17 protein-coding genes and 1 riboswitch are annotated in these 19,180 nt (G+C 45.7%); of the genes, 10 read left to right on the top strand and 7 right to left on the bottom strand.

Annotated features, from left to right (window positions below):
• The first annotated feature begins 163 nt into the window (after window positions 1–163).
• A complete protein-coding gene (locus tag KDM92_RS14770; RefSeq protein ID WP_212685215.1) occupies window positions 164–955 on the top strand; it encodes a C1 family peptidase in 792 nt (263 codons plus the stop codon).
• A gap of 233 nt (window positions 956–1,188) precedes the next feature.
• Here KDM92_RS14770 and KDM92_RS14765 read toward each other — a convergent pair whose 3' ends face one another.
• The 3 genes from KDM92_RS14765 to KDM92_RS14755 form a co-directional block, all read right to left on the bottom strand.
• Window positions 1,189–1,344 carry a hypothetical protein gene (locus KDM92_RS14765; RefSeq protein WP_212685214.1) on the bottom strand — a complete coding sequence of 52 codons (156 nt, stop codon included), beginning with the start codon at window positions 1,342–1,344 and terminating at the stop codon, window positions 1,189–1,191.
• A 92-nt stretch (window positions 1,345–1,436) separates the two neighbouring features.
• Window positions 1,437–1,648, bottom strand: a riboswitch (cobalamin riboswitch).
• A 163-nt stretch (window positions 1,649–1,811) separates the two neighbouring features.
• Window positions 1,812–3,149, bottom strand: a complete 1,338-nt coding sequence (locus KDM92_RS14760; RefSeq protein WP_212685213.1) for a dipeptidase — start codon at window positions 3,147–3,149, stop codon at window positions 1,812–1,814.
• 255 nt (window positions 3,150–3,404) lie between these two features.
• Entirely contained in the window at window positions 3,405–4,112 is a 708-nt protein-coding gene (locus KDM92_RS14755; protein ID WP_212685212.1) for a DUF4272 domain-containing protein, read from the bottom strand.
• Between the two features lie 114 nt (window positions 4,113–4,226).
• Here KDM92_RS14755 and glmU point away from each other — a divergent pair, with 114 nt between their 5' ends.
• Window positions 4,227–5,594, top strand: a complete 1,368-nt coding sequence (gene glmU / locus KDM92_RS14750; RefSeq protein WP_212685211.1) for a bifunctional UDP-N-acetylglucosamine diphosphorylase/glucosamine-1-phosphate N-acetyltransferase GlmU — start codon at window positions 4,227–4,229, stop codon at window positions 5,592–5,594.
• Window positions 5,595–6,839: 1,245 nt separating this feature from the next.
• Here glmU and KDM92_RS14745 read toward each other — a convergent pair.
• On the bottom strand, window positions 6,840–7,304 hold the full coding sequence (locus KDM92_RS14745; RefSeq protein ID WP_212685210.1) for an Lrp/AsnC family transcriptional regulator: 465 nt from the start codon (window positions 7,302–7,304) through the stop codon (window positions 6,840–6,842).
• Between the two features lie 229 nt (window positions 7,305–7,533).
• Between KDM92_RS14745 and glmS the strand changes: the two genes are divergently transcribed.
• From glmS to KDM92_RS14730, 3 genes are all read left to right on the top strand, one after another.
• Window positions 7,534–9,363: a glutamine--fructose-6-phosphate transaminase (isomerizing) gene (glmS, locus tag KDM92_RS14740; RefSeq protein ID WP_212685209.1), complete on the top strand. Its 1,830-nt coding sequence runs from the start codon at window positions 7,534–7,536 to the stop codon at window positions 9,361–9,363.
• A 78-nt stretch (window positions 9,364–9,441) separates the two neighbouring features.
• Window positions 9,442–9,654 (top strand): FitA-like ribbon-helix-helix domain-containing protein, encoded by a 213-nt coding sequence (locus KDM92_RS14735; protein WP_212685208.1) that lies wholly within the window; start codon window positions 9,442–9,444, stop codon window positions 9,652–9,654.
• Window positions 9,655–9,663: 9 nt separating this feature from the next.
• Window positions 9,664–10,074, top strand: a complete 411-nt coding sequence (locus tag KDM92_RS14730) for a type II toxin-antitoxin system VapC family toxin (RefSeq protein WP_212685207.1) — start codon at window positions 9,664–9,666, stop codon at window positions 10,072–10,074.
• A gap of 538 nt (window positions 10,075–10,612) precedes the next feature.
• On the opposite strand, the gene KDM92_RS14725 is transcribed toward KDM92_RS14730, so the two are convergent.
• Window positions 10,613–12,763, bottom strand: a complete 2,151-nt coding sequence (locus KDM92_RS14725; RefSeq protein ID WP_212685206.1) for a winged helix-turn-helix domain-containing protein — start codon at window positions 12,761–12,763, stop codon at window positions 10,613–10,615.
• A 193-nt stretch (window positions 12,764–12,956) separates the two neighbouring features.
• Between KDM92_RS14725 and KDM92_RS14720 the strand changes: the two genes are divergently transcribed.
• The 5 genes from KDM92_RS14720 to KDM92_RS14700 all read left to right on the top strand — a co-directional run bounded on the left by KDM92_RS14720 (window position 12,957) and on the right by KDM92_RS14700 (window position 18,096).
• A complete protein-coding gene (locus KDM92_RS14720) occupies window positions 12,957–15,257 on the top strand; it encodes a CocE/NonD family hydrolase (protein WP_212685205.1) in 2,301 nt (766 codons plus the stop codon).
• Window positions 15,258–15,874: 617 nt separating this feature from the next.
• Window positions 15,875–16,465, top strand: coding sequence for a hypothetical protein (locus KDM92_RS14715; RefSeq protein WP_212685204.1), 591 nt, complete (start codon window positions 15,875–15,877; stop codon window positions 16,463–16,465).
• Window positions 16,466–16,527: 62 nt separating this feature from the next.
• The gene (locus KDM92_RS14710; protein ID WP_212685203.1) at window positions 16,528–16,920 is read left to right on the top strand and encodes a hypothetical protein; all 393 of its coding nucleotides are present in this window, start codon (window positions 16,528–16,530) and stop codon (window positions 16,918–16,920) included.
• An 82-nt stretch (window positions 16,921–17,002) separates the two neighbouring features.
• Complete coding sequence (locus KDM92_RS14705; RefSeq protein WP_438947475.1) at window positions 17,003–17,380, top strand: DUF7079 family protein; 378 nt, start codon at window positions 17,003–17,005, stop codon at window positions 17,378–17,380.
• 113 nt (window positions 17,381–17,493) lie between these two features.
• A complete protein-coding gene (locus tag KDM92_RS14700; protein ID WP_212685201.1) occupies window positions 17,494–18,096 on the top strand; it encodes a hypothetical protein in 603 nt (200 codons plus the stop codon).
• Here the strand turns inward: KDM92_RS14700 and KDM92_RS14695 are convergent.
• Window positions 18,084–18,338 (bottom strand): formate dehydrogenase subunit delta, encoded by a 255-nt coding sequence (locus KDM92_RS14695; protein ID WP_212685200.1) that lies wholly within the window; start codon window positions 18,336–18,338, stop codon window positions 18,084–18,086. The two genes, KDM92_RS14700 and KDM92_RS14695, sit on opposite strands and share 13 nt — an antisense overlap.
• Window positions 18,335–19,165, bottom strand: a complete 831-nt coding sequence (fdhD, locus tag KDM92_RS14690) for a formate dehydrogenase accessory sulfurtransferase FdhD (protein ID WP_212685199.1) — start codon at window positions 19,163–19,165, stop codon at window positions 18,335–18,337. Before fdhD ends, KDM92_RS14695 begins: the two co-directional genes overlap by 4 nt.
• Window positions 19,166–19,180 lie beyond the last annotated feature (15 nt).

Below are 19,180 nucleotides of genomic sequence, written 5' to 3'. Positions count from 1 at the left end.
AAGTTAAACGAGGATTTTATTATAAATGCGAATCATTCTCATTTACAAGAAATATTTTTATGGATGAGATGGTAAAGCTTGTGGTGTGATTTAGTGTGCTTTAGTTTGATTGAGTGGATAGTAGTGCGCTTAAAGAAATGAGAAAACAAGAAAACGAGTAAGCATGGCGAAAACATTATTCTTGTGGCAGGCAGATGCGCTTGATGCGCGCGATCATCCGTTTCGTGCCAGTGTTCGCGATTTGCCTAAGCAGATTGATTTGCGACCTGATTGTCCGCCCGTGTTTGATCAAGGTGAGCGTATTGGTAGCTGCACTGCAAACGCGGTTTGTCATGCCTTTCGCTATAACTTAAATCGGCAGGCGCGATTAGCTGGCCAAGCAGTACCTAAATATCATCCTTCTCGGCTTTTTCTTCATTACAACGCACGCGCATTGGCGGGTACGCAGCACGAAAATCGCGGAGCGCAGATTCGTGATGCCATGAAGAGTATCGCCAAGCATGGCTTGTGTCGTGAGCAAAGTTGGCCGTATCGAGCGCATCGCTTTGCTGATTCGCCACCGGCTGCTGCGTATCAACAAGCTTTGAATTTTCAAAGCATTGCATACCAACGATTGCAGCAAGATTTGCTTGAAATGAAAAAATGTTTGGCAGAAGGTTTTCCATTTGTGCTGGGGATGACCGTGTATAGCGCCTTCACAAGTGCGGCGGTGCAAGCACGGGGCGTGCTGTCCTTGCCAAAAAAAGAAGAAGAGAAAATCGGCGGCCACGCGGTGCTTGCGGTTGCCTATAACGATAAGACAGAGCGATTTCTGCTGATGAATTCTTGGGGGGCTAAATGGGGACAGCATGGCTACTTCAGCGTGCCTTATGAATATCTGCTGCATGAAAAATTAGCGCGTGATTTTTGGACTTTGCGTGCAGTTGAGGAGGGGCTTGAAGCTGATGGGAAATGAATTAAATAAGTGATCAAGATAAGCTAGGTTCAAATAAAAAGACACCTTATCTATCTTGCAATCAAGGCACATTTTTGCGCCCGCAAATGACAATAGTCATCCAGTGCCATGATTGTATTAGACAGATAAGGTGTGGTGAAGAAACCTTGTGTGCTTTAAATATCTGAAAATTCTTTTCTATAGTTGTTGCTTCCATTTTGTTGAAAATTTGTTTGCAGACCGAAGACCCATTCTCACAATCCACGATTATTGCTAGCTGCATCGTTATCCGTATTGCTAAATGCAGAAATGGCAAACACAGAAATACCAATCACTACAAATACATAGCAACCGCAAGTGGAAATAGCTTGTTGGAAAATTGGCGACATTCGAGCTAGTACATCCGTCACGCACCATCCGTACGTGAGCAGATCTAACAGAAGCAATATAGAAAACAGTTTTGAATAGCCTTCGCTGATTCAAACACGGCCGTCCGCAGTGCTTCAATTGAGATCGACAGGCCGGTATCCGGGCTTGCAAGTTTTGTTATATCGCCTTCCCAGTTATTCAAACCAGTGGCGTGGATGATGTAACCATACTTGCTTACCGTTGCGGAGGCAGCAGTGGCTTAGCGATGATGTTTCTATCGTGACCACTTTCCCGTTTAACGCGATTCAAGATAATGAAGCGCGCACCTGTTGAAAGAAAGTTTAACACAGGCAACTATAAAATCTGTGCTGAGTTGCGAATTAATTTAATTGACGATCAATTCAATAGTCAGTGTATGTAATTGCGATAAGTTGGTCGAGATAGAATTGACTATAAAAAAAGCGCGAGGCATCAAATGCTCGCGCTTCTCAATTAAATGCAAAAGAACTTATTTTTTCGCTTGTAAGTCTTTCGCAACTTTTTCTACATCTGCCATCACGCGCAAGAGATTGCCGCTCCAAAGTTTACCAATTTGTTCTTCGGTGTAACCACGACGCACTAATTCTAGTGTGACGTTAAAGGTTTCTCCAGCATGATTCCAGCCATCGATACCGCCACCACCGTCGAAGTCAGAGGAAATACCGACGTGGTCGAGACCGATTTTCTTCACAGCGTAGTCGATGTGATTCACTAAATCTTGTACGTTTGCGCGTGTCGGTGGTGGGAACTTCGCATCGACTTCGCTCAAGCGTTTCAACAAGGCTTCGCGCTGTTCTTCACTGATGCCGCCGACTGGGCCGCGACGAATGCCAACCACCGAGACATTGCCTGGTACATTAAATTCACTCAGTACTTGCTTTAATGCAGCACGACGTTCGGCTGAATCTGTCTTCAAGTAACTACTAAAGCCAACGATTTGGATCACACCATTATTCGCTTTAAGTGCGAGCAACTGTTCATCATCCATATTGCGGCTGACATCGCACAAGGCACGCACAGAAGAGTGCGATGCGATAATCGGCGCTTTGGTGATTGCCAAAGTTTGCATCATCGATTCTTTGGATGGATGTGATACATCGACCATGATGCCCCACTTGTTCATCTCGGCGATAACTTCTTTGCCCAGTGGTGATAAGCCGTTCCACTTCCAGCCGATCGCTTCGCCGGTGTTGGAATCGGATAGCTGGCTGTGACCTTGATGTGCTAACGACATGTAGCGAGCGCCACGATCATAGAATTGTTTAACACGTTTGACGGCAAACTTTTCATCGCCCAGCGGATAAGCATTTTCAACGCCGATCAAGGCAACTTTTTTACCTTTGGCATAAATACGTTTGACATCCGCAACGCTACGCGCAAACTCAATTTGATTTGGCGCTAACACCGTGGTCATACGATGGATGCCTTCAAACATATTAATTGCGCTGTCATAGGCGCGCTTGTAGCCGGCAGGTTCAAACGCATCCGCTTCGGTAGATTGGCCGGTGTACACGATGAAAAATGCCGCGTCCAAGCCGCCACTGATCATCTTAGGCAGCGTCACTTGGTTTTCTAAATCTTGTGAGTAATTGCGAGAAAAAGCAAAGTTGTTGATATCGATGTCGGCATGAGTGTCTAAGGTAAGGACGCGCTTATGAATCCCTTTTGCTTTTTCTATCAAGGCTTGTTCCGCTGATACTTTGGCTGCAGGAGGCGTCGCATAGCTGCTTGAAGTAAAAACAGCGCCAGCGCATAAAGCGCTAATGATCAGAGCAATCGGCAATTGATGGCGTTTCTTGAGTCTCATAATTTTCCTTATCGTTACATTGCGGTTGGCTGGTTAAGTAGGGCGGATTATCGATCTTGCTCAATGATCCATTTTAATTTGTATTGCTAACAAACGGCTGATGCGATCTTATGCATCAGCGCAATCGGTTAAATAGGCAAATTCTGCCATCATTAACGAAGCTGGATAGACTAGTGAACTCTGTTATTGGTTCCCAAGTTCGCACTTGCTATCCAAAATTGCTACTCGTAATCGCCAATTGTTGTTTGCAATGAATTAAGCGGTTGTCTCGGTGCTGACTTTATCCCAATCATTCTCGTCGTCATAGTTGCACATCCAATTTACCGCTTGATGCCATTCTTTAACCATGATCGCATCGATATTGCCTGGACTAGGTTTGTGGTTGAGTTGCGCATGGCGCACAGCCCAATGCAGACGATACAACAGATCTGCCCAATCCATGATCACATCTTTGCGTCTGCGTTTGATTGGTAATTTGAACTGCAAGTCGCTGATCTGAGTTGCTGCTGTATCGAGCGATGTGCTTGCTGTGACTTCTGTAATTGCTGGAAAAAAACTGAGAATCTTATCGCTCGCAATTGGCTTGTGGCCTAAATCAACTTTTTCTAACAAACCTGCGCACCAAGCAAGAAAGTGGAAAGCATGTAATCGATCACGAAACTGTTGTAGGCGCAGATCCTTCAGCTCAGGATTGCACGCATAATCATGTAAAAAAACAGATTCTTCTTTTGATAATGTGTGTAGCAAATTATTGGATTCGAGATAGTCACGCAGTTGAGAAAATTGACCGTGAATCGCGGCTTGGCTGACCGCCCAAAGGCCAATTAAGCGCTGTTCTAGCGCAGATTCGCTACGCAATGTGACTTCTTCATCCGCTTCGATCACATGCAGTTGTACATTGATGCGGATACCACGTTTGTGCAATTGTAATTCCGAGGCTTCTTTGCGTAGTTCTGGCGTCATAGTGGAGCGAGTAAAAACCGATCAAGCCACGATTATGACACCGACATACCTATGCTCCAAGCTTGAGCCGCATGATAGACTGCTAGCTTCTCGATTCTTGTTGATCAAAATAATATGAATGTCGTTATTCTGGCTGCTGGCATGGGCAAACGCATGCAATCTACTCTCCCCAAAGTGCTGCACCCAATCGCGGGTAAGCCGATGTTGCAACATGTGATTGATACTGCAAGGCAGTTGAGTGTCGATCAAGCCGCTAAGATTTGTGTGATCTATGGACATGGTGGTGAACAAGTGCCAACGCTTGTCGCGGCAGACGATATTTGCTTTGCAAAACAAGAGCCACAATTAGGAACGGGGCACGCAGTCGCGCAGGCGATTCCCCATTTGGATGATGCCGTTCCCACTTTGATTCTGTACGGTGACGTACCACTCACGCGTGCCAGTAGTTTGCAAGCTTTAGTGCAGGCCGCGGGCATCGATAAGCTCGCGATTTTGACTGCGCAAATGAGCGATCCGACTGGACTTGGTCGCATCATTCGTGAAGATGGAAAGATTCGTCGTATCGTTGAGCAAAAAGACGCCAATGCGGAAGAGCGCGCGGTGACGGAAATCAATACCGGTATCATGATTGCACCCACGGTAGCGCTCAAGCAGTGGTTGGCAAAACTGTCGAATCACAATGCACAAGGTGAGTATTACTTAACCGATATCGTCGCCAGTGCGGTAGCAGATGGTGTCGAAGTCACCTCTGCACAGCCAGCCGCGATCTGGGAAACCATGGGCGTCAACAGTAAATTGCAGTTGGCGGAACTAGAACGTTTGCATCAAAAGAATATTGCGCAACAATTGTTGGAGCAAGGCGTGACTTTGCTCGACCCAGCCCGAATTGACGTGCGCGGAAGTTTAGTCTGCGGTCGCGATGTGACGATCGATGTGGGTTGTGTGTTCGAGGGCCATGTTGAGTTAGCGGATGGCGTAAAGATCGCAGCAAATTGCGTGATTAAGAATGCGAAGATTGGTGAAAATGCCGAGATCAAAGCCTTCTGTCATATTGAAAGCGCGACAGTTGGTGCGAAAGGCCAGATTGGGCCCTATGCCCGTTTGCGACCCGGCGCAGAATTGTCAGAAGATGTGCATATCGGTAATTTTGTCGAAGTAAAAAATAGCCAAATCGCTGCACACAGCAAAGCCAATCATCTAGCCTATATCGGTGATGCTACCGTTGGCAGTCGAGTGAATATCGGCGCAGGTACGATTACTTGTAATTATGATGGTGTGAATAAATTCCGCACGATCATTGAAGACGACGCTTTCATCGGCAGTGATAGCCAATTAATTGCACCTGTTCGAGTTGGTAAGGGCGCGACTTTGGGCGCAGGTACAACTTTATCGAAAGATGCACCAGAAGGAAAACTCACGGTGTCACGTGCCAAGCAAGTAACGATTGATGCTTGGCAGCGCCCAGTCAAAATAAAAAAGTAGCCTAACAAATACAAAGGAACACGCAAGAGCTACTAATGATCAATGCAAAGAAGAATCTGGAATTGAAAAGCAGCATTCCTGCAAGTTTCATCTTTGCATCGCTTTGTATGTGTGGGATTTAAACTGAATGGCAGTCATCAAAACTGCCGCGCTAGAAACAAAACAGGGGGAAGAATTTCCCCCTAGACAGACGCCTTTCAAATACCCCGGAATAATGGGGAAGATGCATGTTTGCATGTTTGAAAAAGGCGTCTATTTTTTTACTACTCACCAGCGATCCAACCTGGGTTTCTACTCAGCCGGTGATAAAACTGATACTGCTTGATTTACATTACAACCAACAAATTTATCTGACTACTTTTCTACTACCATTTTTTAAAACTAATCTACCGCATTCAACTAAGTCATTCCAGTGACAATTCACTGTTCGCAACGATGATTAGTTAGATGAATTGTCGATCAAGTAAGTAGAGAATGCAGCTACGATTACGACCATTGTTGCTACCAGTTGGATTTCTACGAATACGTTCAACATGATTATTTCCTTTGTAAGTGATTAAATTTATCGCTTCTTTGCATTCAGTTTGTTTGCATTGTTGCGACAAGCAGAATCATAGCAAGGCGATAAATATAAATATAATTTTGATTAGAAATGTCACCCATTCATATTTTGTATATCTTGTCATCGTCAAGAAATATTTAGTAATTTTCTTGACGGGGAAGAATAAATTGTCGCCATATTGCAACTATTTTTTATGCGTCAAACAGAAAAATTAATTTTTTAAATGTATAAAAAACTCTTTTTATTGCTTTTATTGAAATTTATTGAGGTTGTTTCGCTCGCGAAGCTTGGGATGTTTAAGCTAAATCAGTCGAAAAATGCAGTGACATTGATCTAGCGCATATCTCGATTTTGTGAAGAAGATTGCGCTATAAAAGAGTAGCTTGAGTGCAACAAGCATAGGTTTGATTAAATAAGTTGATGGCGCCGATTCAGCGCATGCTCGACTTGGATTGATAATACCAATTGGGTTTTGATCGCTGTTGTTACTAGCCAGATTGATCGACGAATGCGAAAGAATTGTTTTAATTGTATAAATGATTTGTGCTAATTTTATGTGCAGCGAAAAGCGCAGCGGCGTAAATGCTAGTCAATTCGCTCGTGGGTTTTGCTTATGGGCTAAGCAGAAAATACAAATAAGCAGTAAATGCCGTGCGTGCCTGCCAGCAAACTAATGCTCAAATTTAGGCGATCGTCATTTGTGTTTCGAACTTGCTGCGATTGATTGAAAAAAAACTGCGCACGTTGCGTATGTTCGATTGGCTGGCGAATAGTCGATGCGCAAGGGCATGATAGGCCGCCATATCCGCTACCTGAATAATCACCACAAAATCGGGTCCCGGTGAGACTCGATAACATTGTTGTACAGCGCTTTCTGTCGCCATCATGTTCTCGAAAGCGATTTGATGTTCGCTGGCTTGATGATCTAGCGTGATCTCGACAATTGCAGTTATGCCTAAGCCTAGTTTTTCTGGTGCCAGAATCGCGACTTGCTTGGCAATCACACCTTCTTTTCTCAAACGATTCACGCGGCGCAGACAGGTTGGTGGAGATGCGTGCACACGCTCTGCTAATTCTTGATTACTTAGTGAGGCATCTAGCTGTAAAACTTGCAGTATGCGTTTATCGAGTTCGTCTAGGGTGGTCATAATAAAAGGCAATAATTTCTCTTGGTAATGATTAGAATGAATTATTTAGTGTGAATGATGTGACTTTTAATTTCACAAATTAACTAATTTTGAATTTTAAAGTCATTCATGATTATTGACGCGTGATTTAAACATTTATTGATAAATATTGAAAGAAAATTTCAATCTGTCTGGTTTAGGATGCTGAGTATTCAGTCAGTGTTGACTTAATCTTTCAGCAGAGGTTTCTATGTGTGGCATCGTCGGCGCAGTAGCACAACGTAATATCACTCCTATCTTGTTAGAAGGCCTCAAGCGCCTCGAATACCGCGGCTATGATTCTTGCGGTGTCGCCTTGCATGTCGATGGCAAATTGCAACGCTCACGCAGTACTTCGCGCGTGGCGGAATTGCAAACACAGGTAGAGCAAACTGGCCTCGCAGGTTTTACTGGCATTGCGCACACACGTTGGGCAACCCACGGCGCACCATCTTCTGCTAATGCGCACCCGCATTTTTCTCGCAATGGCGACAATGCGCGCATCGCCTTGGTTCACAACGGTATTATTGAAAACCACGAAGAGCTGCGTGCTGAACTGGTGCAAGCAGGTTATGTATTTGAAAGCCAAACCGACACCGAAGTCATCGCCCATTTAGTCGATCATTTATACAGCGGCGATTTATTCGATGCAGTACAACAAGCAGTGAAGCGTTTAACCGGCGCGTATGCCATTGCCGTGTTCTGCCGCGATGAGCCACATCGCGTGGTCGGTGCGCGTCAAGGTTCACCACTGATCGTCGGTATTGGCAAAGGTGAGAATTTCTTAGCATCGGATGCAATGGCCTTAGCAGGCACCACCGATCAGATTATTTATTTAGAAGAAGGCGATGTCGTCGATCTGCAATTGCAACGTGTATGGGTTGTCGATGTGAATGGCAAGCAAGTCGAGCGCGAAGTGCGCACCGTGCACGCCCATACTGGCGCAGCAGAATTAGGCCCTTATCGCCACTACATGCAAAAAGAAATCTTCGAACAAGCACGCGCATTAGGCGATACTTTAGAAGGCATCACCAATATCATGCCTGAGTTATTTGGTGATAAAGCTTATCGCGTATTCAAAGAGATCGACAATGTTTTAATCCTCGCTTGCGGCACCAGTTACTACGCAGGCATGACCGCAAAATACTGGATAGAATCCATCGCTAAAATTCCGGTCAATGTGGAGATCGCCAGCGAATACCGTTACCGCGACAGCGTACCGAATCCTAAGAGTTTAATTGTCACGATTTCACAAAGTGGCGAAACGGCCGACACACTCGCCGCCCTCAAACACGCACGCGAACTCGGCATGCCGCACAGTCTAACTATTTGTAATGTATCGACCAGCGCTATGGTGCGCGAATGCGAACTCGCCTATATCACCCGCGCGGGTGTCGAAGTCGGCGTCGCTTCCACCAAAGCATTCACAACACAACTCGCCGCTTTATTTTTATTGGCGCTCACGCTAGCACAAAGTAAAGATCGTTTAAGTGAAGTGCAAGAACAAGATCACATCAAAGACCTGCGTCATTTACCAGTGGCCATCACCGCCGTGCTCGCGCTAGAACCACAAATCATCGCCTGGGCAGACGAATTCGCCCGCAAAGAAAACGCACTGTTTTTAGGCCGCGGTTTGCATTACCCGATCGCACTCGAAGGCGCACTAAAACTCAAAGAGATTTCTTACATTCACGCAGAAGCCTACCCAGCCGGCGAACTCAAACACGGCCCACTAGCACTTGTCACCAAAGAGATGCCAGTAGTAACGGTCGCACCAAATGACACGCTAATCGAAAAGCTGAAATCGAATATGCAAGAAGTTAGAGCACGTGGCGGCGAACTCTACGTCTTCGCCGACGCCGATTCCCGCATCACGCCAAGCGAGGGTGTACACGTGATTCGTCTACCAGAACACTACGGCATGCTGTCTCCGATTTTGCATACGGTGCCTTTGCAGTTGCTTGCGTATCACACGGCCTTGGCGAGGGGGACTGATGTTGATAAGCCTAGGAATTTAGCTAAGAGTGTGACTGTTGAATAGTCTTGCTTTGTATGTGCTTGCAATGCTATCGTCGCCGGATTAAACTGCTAGCATTGCAAGCACACAAGTGAGGGTGTGATGACAACGAAACTATTAGTAAGAAATGTTGATGATGATATCGCTTTAGCGTTAAAACAGCGTGGCGCGGCAAATGGACGAAGCGCTGAAGCGGAACATCGTGAAATTTTAAGAGCCGCCTTGCAGCGCCCAACTCGGCGCTCTCTGGTTGATGTACTGACTAGCATGCCAAATGTAGGTTTGGATTCGGACTTTGACTGCCGCTCGGCTTAGGGAGAGCACTTGTTCTTAGTCGATACAAACGTCATCAGTGAACGCCGTAAAGGCGCAAAAGCGAATATCGGTGTCAGGGAGTTTTGGAAAAACGTAGATCCTGAGTCGGTCTATTTGTCCGTTCAAACGATAGGCGAAATTCGCGCTGGTATAGAGAAAATTTCAATCCGAGGCGATGCAGAACAAGCGAAGGTTTTAGAGCGTTGGCTAAGTACGATTGTTCAGGAATATGCCGATCGGATTTTGGTTTTTGACGACGACTGCGCGCAGGTGTGGGGGAAGCTGATGGCATCACAAAATCAACATCCAATAGACAAACAAATTGCATCGATTGCGCTAATCCATGGCTTGGATGTTGTTACCCGGAACAGTAATGATTTTGCCGCCACTGGTGTCAAAGTGATTAATCCGTTTAGGTGAAAAAGCTGCGCTGAATTAATCATTTGTACCGATCATTTGTATTGGCCGAATTTTTAGGTCGTGGTTCGCACAAGCAAATCGCAATCGAAGAGGCATTAAAACTTAGATCGAATATTCAGAGGCTGAAAATCTCATATCCCCAACCTTGCCAAGTTTGCTTTTTTAGTAGAGTAGACGATCTACTACTTGCCTTAAAGGTCGCCTTTTACGCGGAATAAGAAGCAAAATAAAAAGCCTCATGTCCCCAGTGCTGCATTGCACCCTTTATGCCTTAGACCAGAGGTAGAGAACTTAGCTCGCGAACTGTATAAGCTAGCGTGTAAAGGCTCAGAGTCTATGTGGGGCGAGTTGAAGGGGGAAAGAAGAATCATGAAATTTTGGAGTTCATGAACTCCTTCATTGAGACGCCTTGTTTACATGTCCTCAATCATTTCGCACAACAGCATGGCGAAGCGGGTGTGAAGCAGCTAGGTTCTAATGCCAATGTCCATGTCGTTTCTGATCATTTGCTTTCAAATTATATTGAAAAACAACCCTTCTACTGCACCATCACCGTCCGATAAATATCAACATTCTGCGGTGGTGATTGGTGATAATGTACGCCCGATTTACTCACATTGAAATGATAGCTGTCGGTAATCAATATCGGTTTGGGTGATTGATCAGCGATCTTTTGCAAGAGTTCTAAACGATGTCCGGCGCGGCGTTGCCAGTACCATGCTTCGCCGTGCTTTTGGATGTTGAAGATTCTGCCGGATAGCCAGTCCATTTTGTGTGCATCGAGTTCGGTCACTTTTCTTGGTATCTTTCCGGCGTAGAGATCTCCTGCTTGATTGATCCACAGTGTGTCTTCTTCGCGTTCAGAAAATTTTGCGTACTGCCATTCGTCTTTTTCTAGCGAAGTGGTCTCACTGTCTAGGTGGTAGTAATTGATCTGCCATTTGCCATTGACGTTGATGCTAAAGGCGATGGTTTGATTGTCTTTGTATGAGACTGCGCGCATTTCTCTTTGCGGTAATTTCGCTTTAGTCCACTGTCCTGAGATGGTGTCGATCAGGTGAATTTCATTCAGGCTGAGTGCCAACAATTGCTTGCCGTCTGGTCGCCATTGCAGATCGATGTAATGCCTGCCGTCGTTGAATTGACTGAGTTTTTTCGCGGTATTGTTTGTGGTATTGGGCGCAGTGTTGGAGACCGCCTGCCGTAGCCAAATTTCCTCACCACCAGTGGCTAAACTAATGAACGCTAGCGTTTGATTTTTGTCGGAAAAAGTCGCGAGTCTGTCATCGACTGAGTTTGTTACCAGTTCTTCTGAGTTCTGTGTGTCAAAGCGAAATTGGAGAATGTTTTGATTCGATTCGCCAGCAGGAAAGAGGTAGTCTTTGCCGTTGCTATGGCGTGTCGGCGCTCTCAAATTCAAACTTCCAGAATAAATCGGGTAGGCATTCTTGCCGCCTAAATCGTAACTGAGTAATTGATTTGCTGGATGTTCGCCCATCAAGATCACGCGATCACCTTGCTGACTCCAAATGCCGCAGCAAATATAGGCATCGAGCTTGAATAGTAGTTTGAGTTGATCGGTGTCTAAATTGAGTTCATAAAAACCTTCCCATTGTTGCTTGTCGGGCGAGGAGATCAATAGCTTATTTTGTGTTGGATGAAGGTCAAACTGGCTATTGCCACCGATGACTAATTCTGGTTGCGAAAGTCGGCGCTTTTTTCCCGTCTTTCTATCGAGTTCAAACAAGGAATACGGCGCATTGTGTCCCTCTGATTCTGCGTAAATCAGTTTGTTCACATCGTGAGTGAATTCTATTTTTCCATAGCTGCCAACTGGGCAGTTGTGAACCAATTGCGGTTCAGAAAACGATGACTCTTGAATCGTGCGGATGAAGTATTGGCAGGATTCGGGTGTTGTGACCAAATAGACGATCTGTTTGCCGTCATCGCTCCAATCGGCGGGACCAACCGAGGTAGTTTTTGCTTCGCCATGATTGAATACGAAGACGCTTTCATCAGACAGTCTTTTTACCTTGAGGATCATTTTACGATCACGCACTTCAACATAACTTAAGAGCTTGCCGTCAGCAGATAAGTTAGGAAATACATCAGCACCTGCGTCACGCGTGAGTGCGACCGATTTGCCAGTGGTGGTGAGCGCTGGCGTTTTTTTGAATGAGATAAATTGGGCGAGACCAATAAAGCTCGCAATCATGAACATCGCAGCGGCTGCCCAAACAAATTTGCGGGATGACTTTTGTGAACTTTCTACTTCAGCGGATTGCTTTGAATGCGCGTTTGTATCCATGCTCGCGGTATCTACTTGATCCGCTTCTGGCTGGACAAGTTCTTCGATATCTGTGAGAGGCTTGTGGGATTCGATGGCACGAACTTGTGCGATGAACTTATAACCTTTCTTTGGAAAAGTGGCAATGAAACGTGGACTTTTTGCATCGTCATCGAAATATCTACGCAACTTGGTGACCACCTTATTCACGGCGCTATCTGTCACAACTCGGCCAAGCCAAACCGAATTGATGAGTTCGTCGCGGCTAACAATACTATCTGGGTGTTGGCAAAAATAACTGAGCAATTCGACTGCCATCGGTTCAAGCTGCTGCACTTGCTCCTTGCTGCTCAGGGTTTGTTGTTGATCGCAAAAAAGGAATTGTTCGATTTGCCAGCGCATGAATTTTCTTAGAGAAGAGAGGTTATCAGTTAGAAAAATATCACGTTCAGCGTGTTTTGTGCGCCTGCTTCCTACGAGGAATTAGTGAAAATTTGTCTAAGTCATCAAAAGTCATGAAAAGTCATGTGGTCGTCACGACATTTTTGAGGTGTTTTTTTATGCTCGTTCACTTCATTCAACATGGAGTCAAGCTATGAAACAAATTAAGTCATCCGCGATCATGGTATTCATCATGCTAATTTTGCAAGCACTGATCGGTGTCGATGCATGGTCAAATGAATCCTATCTTAAGCCTGTTAGTCTGGCTGCCGCGAGAATGGAGCAGCGATCGGATGCTTATGAACTTCTGCAATCTAATCTTTTCCGACAAGAATTAGATGATCTGGTCAAGCGCGCTATGCTGACCCCCGATGATGCGAGCAGAGATGATGACAAAATCGCCATCGCTTCCTTCTTAGGCGATTTTCAGCAGACGCATGCGCTCATCGCTAAACAAAAAAATCCCTTAGGCTACTTTCACTATTCAAGTGATGCTTGGCTCAGACAAGCATCATCTAAGCCCGATCAGTATGATTCGCAAGCACTCATGACTTTGATCACGACCAAACTCGGTGCCTTTTCAAATGAAGATTTATACAAGGTGAGCTATTGCTTAGGTTGGTCACTTGAAATGGGGCAGGATTTTATGCTGAGCTTGTTTAAACGGCTACAGTCTAGCGATATGTTGAAGAAGAGCGATATTGTTCGGCTCGTGACCAACTACCAGCTTTATAAAGTCTACGAGCGTATTCTCGGAACGGGAAATCAAGTTCTCAGCGTAGAAAATGACAAACGCTATGTGATTGAGCCAAATGTGCTTATCAAGACCAAATCAGGCGTGAGTTTATCTGCGGTGGTCGTCAGACCGAAACAAGATGCTATCAAGCGTCCTGCAGCATTTCAGTTTTCAATTTATGCCGATGAAGCTTGGCATATTAAAACGGCAATCCATGCCGCAGCGCACGGCTATATTGGCGTAATTGCCAACACACGCGGCAAGCGTCTCAGTCCAAATGAAATCATTCCTTGGGAAAAAGACGGTGAAGACGCAACGCAAGTTATAGACTGGATTACCCAACAATCATGGAGCGATGGTCGAGTGGCGATGTATGGTGGTAGCTATTTAGGTTTCACCCAGTGGGCCGCGGCCAAATACATGCATCCGGCATTAAAAACCATCGTACCTTATGCCGCTGCCAATCCGATAACTGGGCTTCCTATCGAAAACAATATTTTTATCACCCCCAATTATCAATGGGCGTTTCATGTGACAAACAACAAGACCATGGACCATTCTGTCTATGCAGATAGAAAGTACTGGGACGATGTGTTTGAAAACTTGTATAAAAGTGGCCGTGCTTTCCGAGATATCGACAAAGTTGAAGGCACGCCGAATCCATGGTTTCAAAAATGGCTTAAGCATCCAGACTATGACAGCTATTACCAACAAATGCTGCCCTATAAAAATGACTACAAGAAGATCAATATCCCTGTGTTATCGATCACTGGTTATTTCGATGGAGGGCAAATTTCAGCCATCGATTTTTTGAAGCAGCATTACCAATACAATCCAAAAGCGAATCACACTTTGCTGATCGGCCCGTATAGTCACGGCACCGCGCAAGGTGTGCCATATTCGCACCATAGCAATTATCAACTCGATCCAGTCGCTTTAGAAAAAGACACAGAAGAACTGACCTTCCAATGGTTTGACTATGTGCTTTTCAATAAACCTCGTCCTGCACTATTAAAAGACAAAGTCAATTATCAACTGATGGGCAGCAACACTTGGCAGCATCATTCATCATTGCAAAAGTTAAACCAAGAGGCGCAGACTTTTTATCTTGGTACGACACAAGATCAGGATGGGCATTATCGACTGACATCAAGCAAACCAAGTATGCTGAATTCTGTAGCGCAAACCGTAGATTTGGCTGACCGCAGCACCACAAATAACGACGCGGGTATGTGGCCTTTGATTCACAAGCAACTACCGAAAAGTAACGGCCTTGTGTTTGTCACAGAACCGTTCACGGAAACAATGCAACTTGCTGGAAGCATCACCGGCCATTTTTCCATCGCCATCAATAAACGTGATGTCGACATAGGCTACAACTTCTACGCCATATCGCCTGAAGGTGAAGTGACTTTTCTCAACTACTATATCAGCCGCGCCAGCTATGCGCATGACATGTCGATGCGCAAGCTACTGACACCCGGAAAGAAAACACAAGTACCAATTGTGAATGCGCGAATGACAGCAAAATTACTGCCACCCGGCAGCCGACTTGTGATCGTGCTGGACGTGAACAAGAACAGTAACGCCCAGGTGAATATGGGAACAGGAAAAGACGTCAGCGATGAAACCAGTGCGGATGGTAAAGAGCCTTTAGAAATTAAATGGTTTTCGGATAGTAAGATTGTGATTCCGCTTAAACCTTGGCGCTTGAAATAGTGAAGTGGTTGAAAGCAGCGACAACAAAAGCTAGTCGTAGTAAGTGATGAAATTTTATGACATTTTGGATTACGCGGTTTTGCCCCTTCCCCTTCAAGGGGAAGGCTTCAATCAAGAAACCCATCCCCTTCAATGCAGAGGAACCGACACAAGTCGGTGATCGGCTAACGCTCCCTCTCCCGCAAGCGGGAGAGGGTTGGGGTGAGGGAGTTTGATAAGCAAGAAAACAAATTGTCTGCGTGCGTTTTCAATGCCGAACGCGGCATTTAAATGAATTTCGTCAATCTGAACTGCCCTCATCCCTGCCTTCTCCCGCTTGCGGGAGAAGGAGTTTGTAACCGAATCTGAATTTTTGTAGATACCGATTCCTTGAAGGCGGAGGAAACTCATGGCTCAAATCACTTTCGCGACAAACTTCAGCTGCTCAAAATAGTTTAAATATGTTTCTGTCGTCCTCGTGAAAACGGCGAACTTTGAAAGTTCCTATCTAAAAGGAACAACATTAAATCCAAGCAAGAGTTTTGAGATATTTGGATCTTTATTGATGAAAATTCAATAATATGTTAACGTCGGTTCTTTCACTTTAAAACAAGTTAGGCTGCAGAAATGGATAGCGCATGAAGCTCAAGGAAACGATCATCGGCGAACGTGACATCATTCTCAGTGACGATGTCGTAAATATTCTGGGTCCCAAGCTTGAGCTCAGGAACTGCAACCTAACGCTGAACTGCGCCGCAGATGCATTAGTACTCGCGGGGGTCGTGGTTCAAGGAGGTAGCATCGTTTCTACGCATGGTCTGATCAATTTCCACTTTGAACGCATATCTCTCAATGACGTGCGCATTTTTGGGAGTTACATCGGTGTTGACTTCGGCCATTGGGAAAGCCCGAGTTTCTATCCAATCAAGAGTCTCGATCTGAGTAGAGCAAACCTGCATCAATGTCGGCTTATTAACTGCGATGTCAGTGAAGTGAAGTTGCCATCCTGGCCTTGCTTTGCGGTGCAGCATCCTCAGCAGGCTGTCAGCTATATTGCTTCTGTCAGTTGGCCCGGAACAATGGGTACTTCAATGCGGGTTTGCGCAGATCAAGACGAGGGGTGCGTGGCCGTGGTGCTCAATGCGGAGAATCTTGCTAAGAGGGCAGGGGTCAGCGTCAACGAAGTCAGGTGCCTCGTAGAGGGGGTACCTGGCGTGAACATCTCTTGAGGGAAACACTGGTGTGCAGCGGTTTGAGCTCATATGTAAACAGTACAAACGTTCAGCCTCGTATGAAAATCAACTTCAATCAAACTTATCAAGCACCACTAACCGATATTGGCTCGGAATTAGTGGGAATGATTAAAGACTGCGACTACCATTCGATCGCAGAACGTTTTGCCTATGCATTGGCTTACGATAGGCCGATTGTAGAAGCGATCACTGCTGACATCGATTTTTGTCTTGTCGGAGAACAGCGTTCTGCGACCATCTGCCAAGCTAGTGAAGCGCGGATCCTTGTTCGCTATTTTAAGCAAGAAAATAGTTCTAATCTTTTCGGGTTGGTGGAATGTTTTATGCCACTCAGCCAAGATACAGGCGAGTTATTAGCGACACTAATTGTTACCACCAGCGACCAGGAATATCATGTGTGTCTCGAAGATATTGCATATATAGCCCAATAAAAAATGTCTAGACTCGTCGCAATTTTCTTCACTGCCTTTTTCACATATATGCATCCCAAGTTGTGCCTATGTTAGAAATTCGATGAACATGAATCCTCCCGAACAAGACGTAGAAGACAGAACCCCAATTTGGGATTGTATGCAGGATTTGTATATGGATACCGACGTCACGCTTTCCTACAGCTTTATTGCTCAAAGATGCGCTGATTCTAAATACAGTATCGAGGAGTTGGAGAGGATATTATTTAATGAAGTCTTGCCGGCCCTTAGATTCAATATGTTCGATTTGCCCGCACCAGAGTGGGCTGGCTTTCCAATCGATTGGGTGGTCATGCGAGTTCTTTCTAAACATCGATTTGGCAAAAGAAAACCTTGGATTTTACGTAGCTATACCCAGATTCACTGGCATGAAGTTAGGCAATTGATTCAGGAAACTCGACAGAGAAATGCAGAAAAATAGCAGTCGCGAATCGCTTGAGGTAACACTTACACACCATAACCCAAAATTGCACCTTAAAATTCAGTACAGCTTTGCTATGATGGTCGCGACGTAACTCAAACAAAGGATAAAACATGTTCTCATGGCGTTGGCTGCTCGCAGCAGTGATCGTATTTGGTGGTTGGCATCAGTATCAACAGCGCGCGCAAAAGCCGATTTCGCATGCAAGCGGTGTTTTGGTGCAACGTGAACCAGTGCAGACCATGCTTGATCGTGGCGATAGTTGGCAGAAGGGCGATTACACGATTAAGGCTTTAGCGGATTTTGATATTGAAGCGCGTATCTTGGCAAAGGAGTTATATTCGATTGGGCGTGAGGCGGATTTGTCGCCTGTCGATTTGGCTTTGGGTTGGGGATCGATGTCTGATTCTGAAGTTTTGTCTTCACTGACAATTTCGCAAAGCAATCGCTTCTATTATTATCGCTGGGAAGATCAGCCACCACGTCCACCCGCCGAGATCGCTAGTCACAGCGCCAACATGCACATGATTCCAGCTAGTGCGCAAATCGAGAAAACCTTAAAGGCATTGCGCCCCGGACAAATCATTCACTTACGCGGAAAATTGGTCGCCGTGAGTGCGCCCGATGGTTGGCGTTGGCAATCGTCGTTGACGCGTGAAGATACCGGTGCGGGGGCTTGCGAGTTGATTCGAGTAGAAAGTGTTCAAGTACTCTGATTGCTCATCGTCCTAGCGAACATACTTGTACGATGTTTGATGATGGCGTCTGCGACTATAGGATTCAGTGTTTCGACTGACTGCGACTCAATGCCAGCTATGAGTGTATCGCGCATATGTGGTGTCCAAAATTTCTTCAAATGATTGGCGATGCCGTCTAAGGCTTCTTCACGATCCGGGAAGCTTTCAAAAAAAGTGCCGATTTGATTCGCCATTTTGACGAGTTTGTCGAGTGTGTTCATGTTGTCGTGAAATGTAAACGTTGTGGTTGGCAATAGACGCTAAAGTCTTGGCCTCTGGTGAAGCCGAGCAAACATAAAGCGGCTTGTTGTGCGATATCGATGGCTAAACTGGTCACACCGGAAATCGCAGCGAGTAAAGGAATCCCGGCATTCGCAGTTTTTTGTACCATCTCGTAGCTGGCACGGCTAGTAACGCAGACAAAGCCTAGCGGCATGTCTATACCTTTGCGCAGACAAGCACCGATGACTTTGTCGAGCGCATTGTGTCTACCGATATCTTCGCGGATGACGGCAATTGTTCCATCTGCATGGCACCACGCAGCGGCGTGACTGCTGCCAGTTGCGTCTAATAAATATTGTTGCGTGCGCATCGCCGTGCATGCGCTTGAAATCGCTGGTGCAGAAAAACGTATTTCGGATTGAATCGCTGCAGGTTGGCGTATCGCTTGCTCTAGACTTTCAACTCCGCATAAACCGCAACCAGTACGACCTGCCAGTTGACGCTTCTTGTCTTTAAGTCGAGCGAAGCAAGCGCTGGCAATCGTGATGTCCAGTGTGTAGCCTTGCGCTTCTTGCTTTGCTTCGCAATCATAGATTTGCGCAGCGTGGTCGATGATGCCCTCGGAATAAGCGAAACCGTAGGCGAAATCGTGCAAATCACTTGGGCTCGCCATCATCACTGCAAAGGCAATGCCATTAAACACAAAAGCGACCGCAACTTCTTGCGCGATTTGGTCTTGCGCTTGTTGCAGTTGACCATCGCGCAAACGCATCACTGGCTGCGCACGCGTATCTTGGGTCTGTACATCCAAATCGCTTATCGGCATGCTTGCATTCATCAA

It is taken from the genome of Affinundibacterium baiyunense, from assembly GCF_018139645.1.
In the GTDB taxonomy this organism is placed as follows: domain Bacteria; phylum Pseudomonadota; class Gammaproteobacteria; order Burkholderiales; family Burkholderiaceae_D; genus Undibacterium; species Undibacterium baiyunense.
The sequence above is the reverse complement of the archived record's forward strand: the minus strand, read 5'-3'. Positions and strand labels throughout refer to the sequence as shown.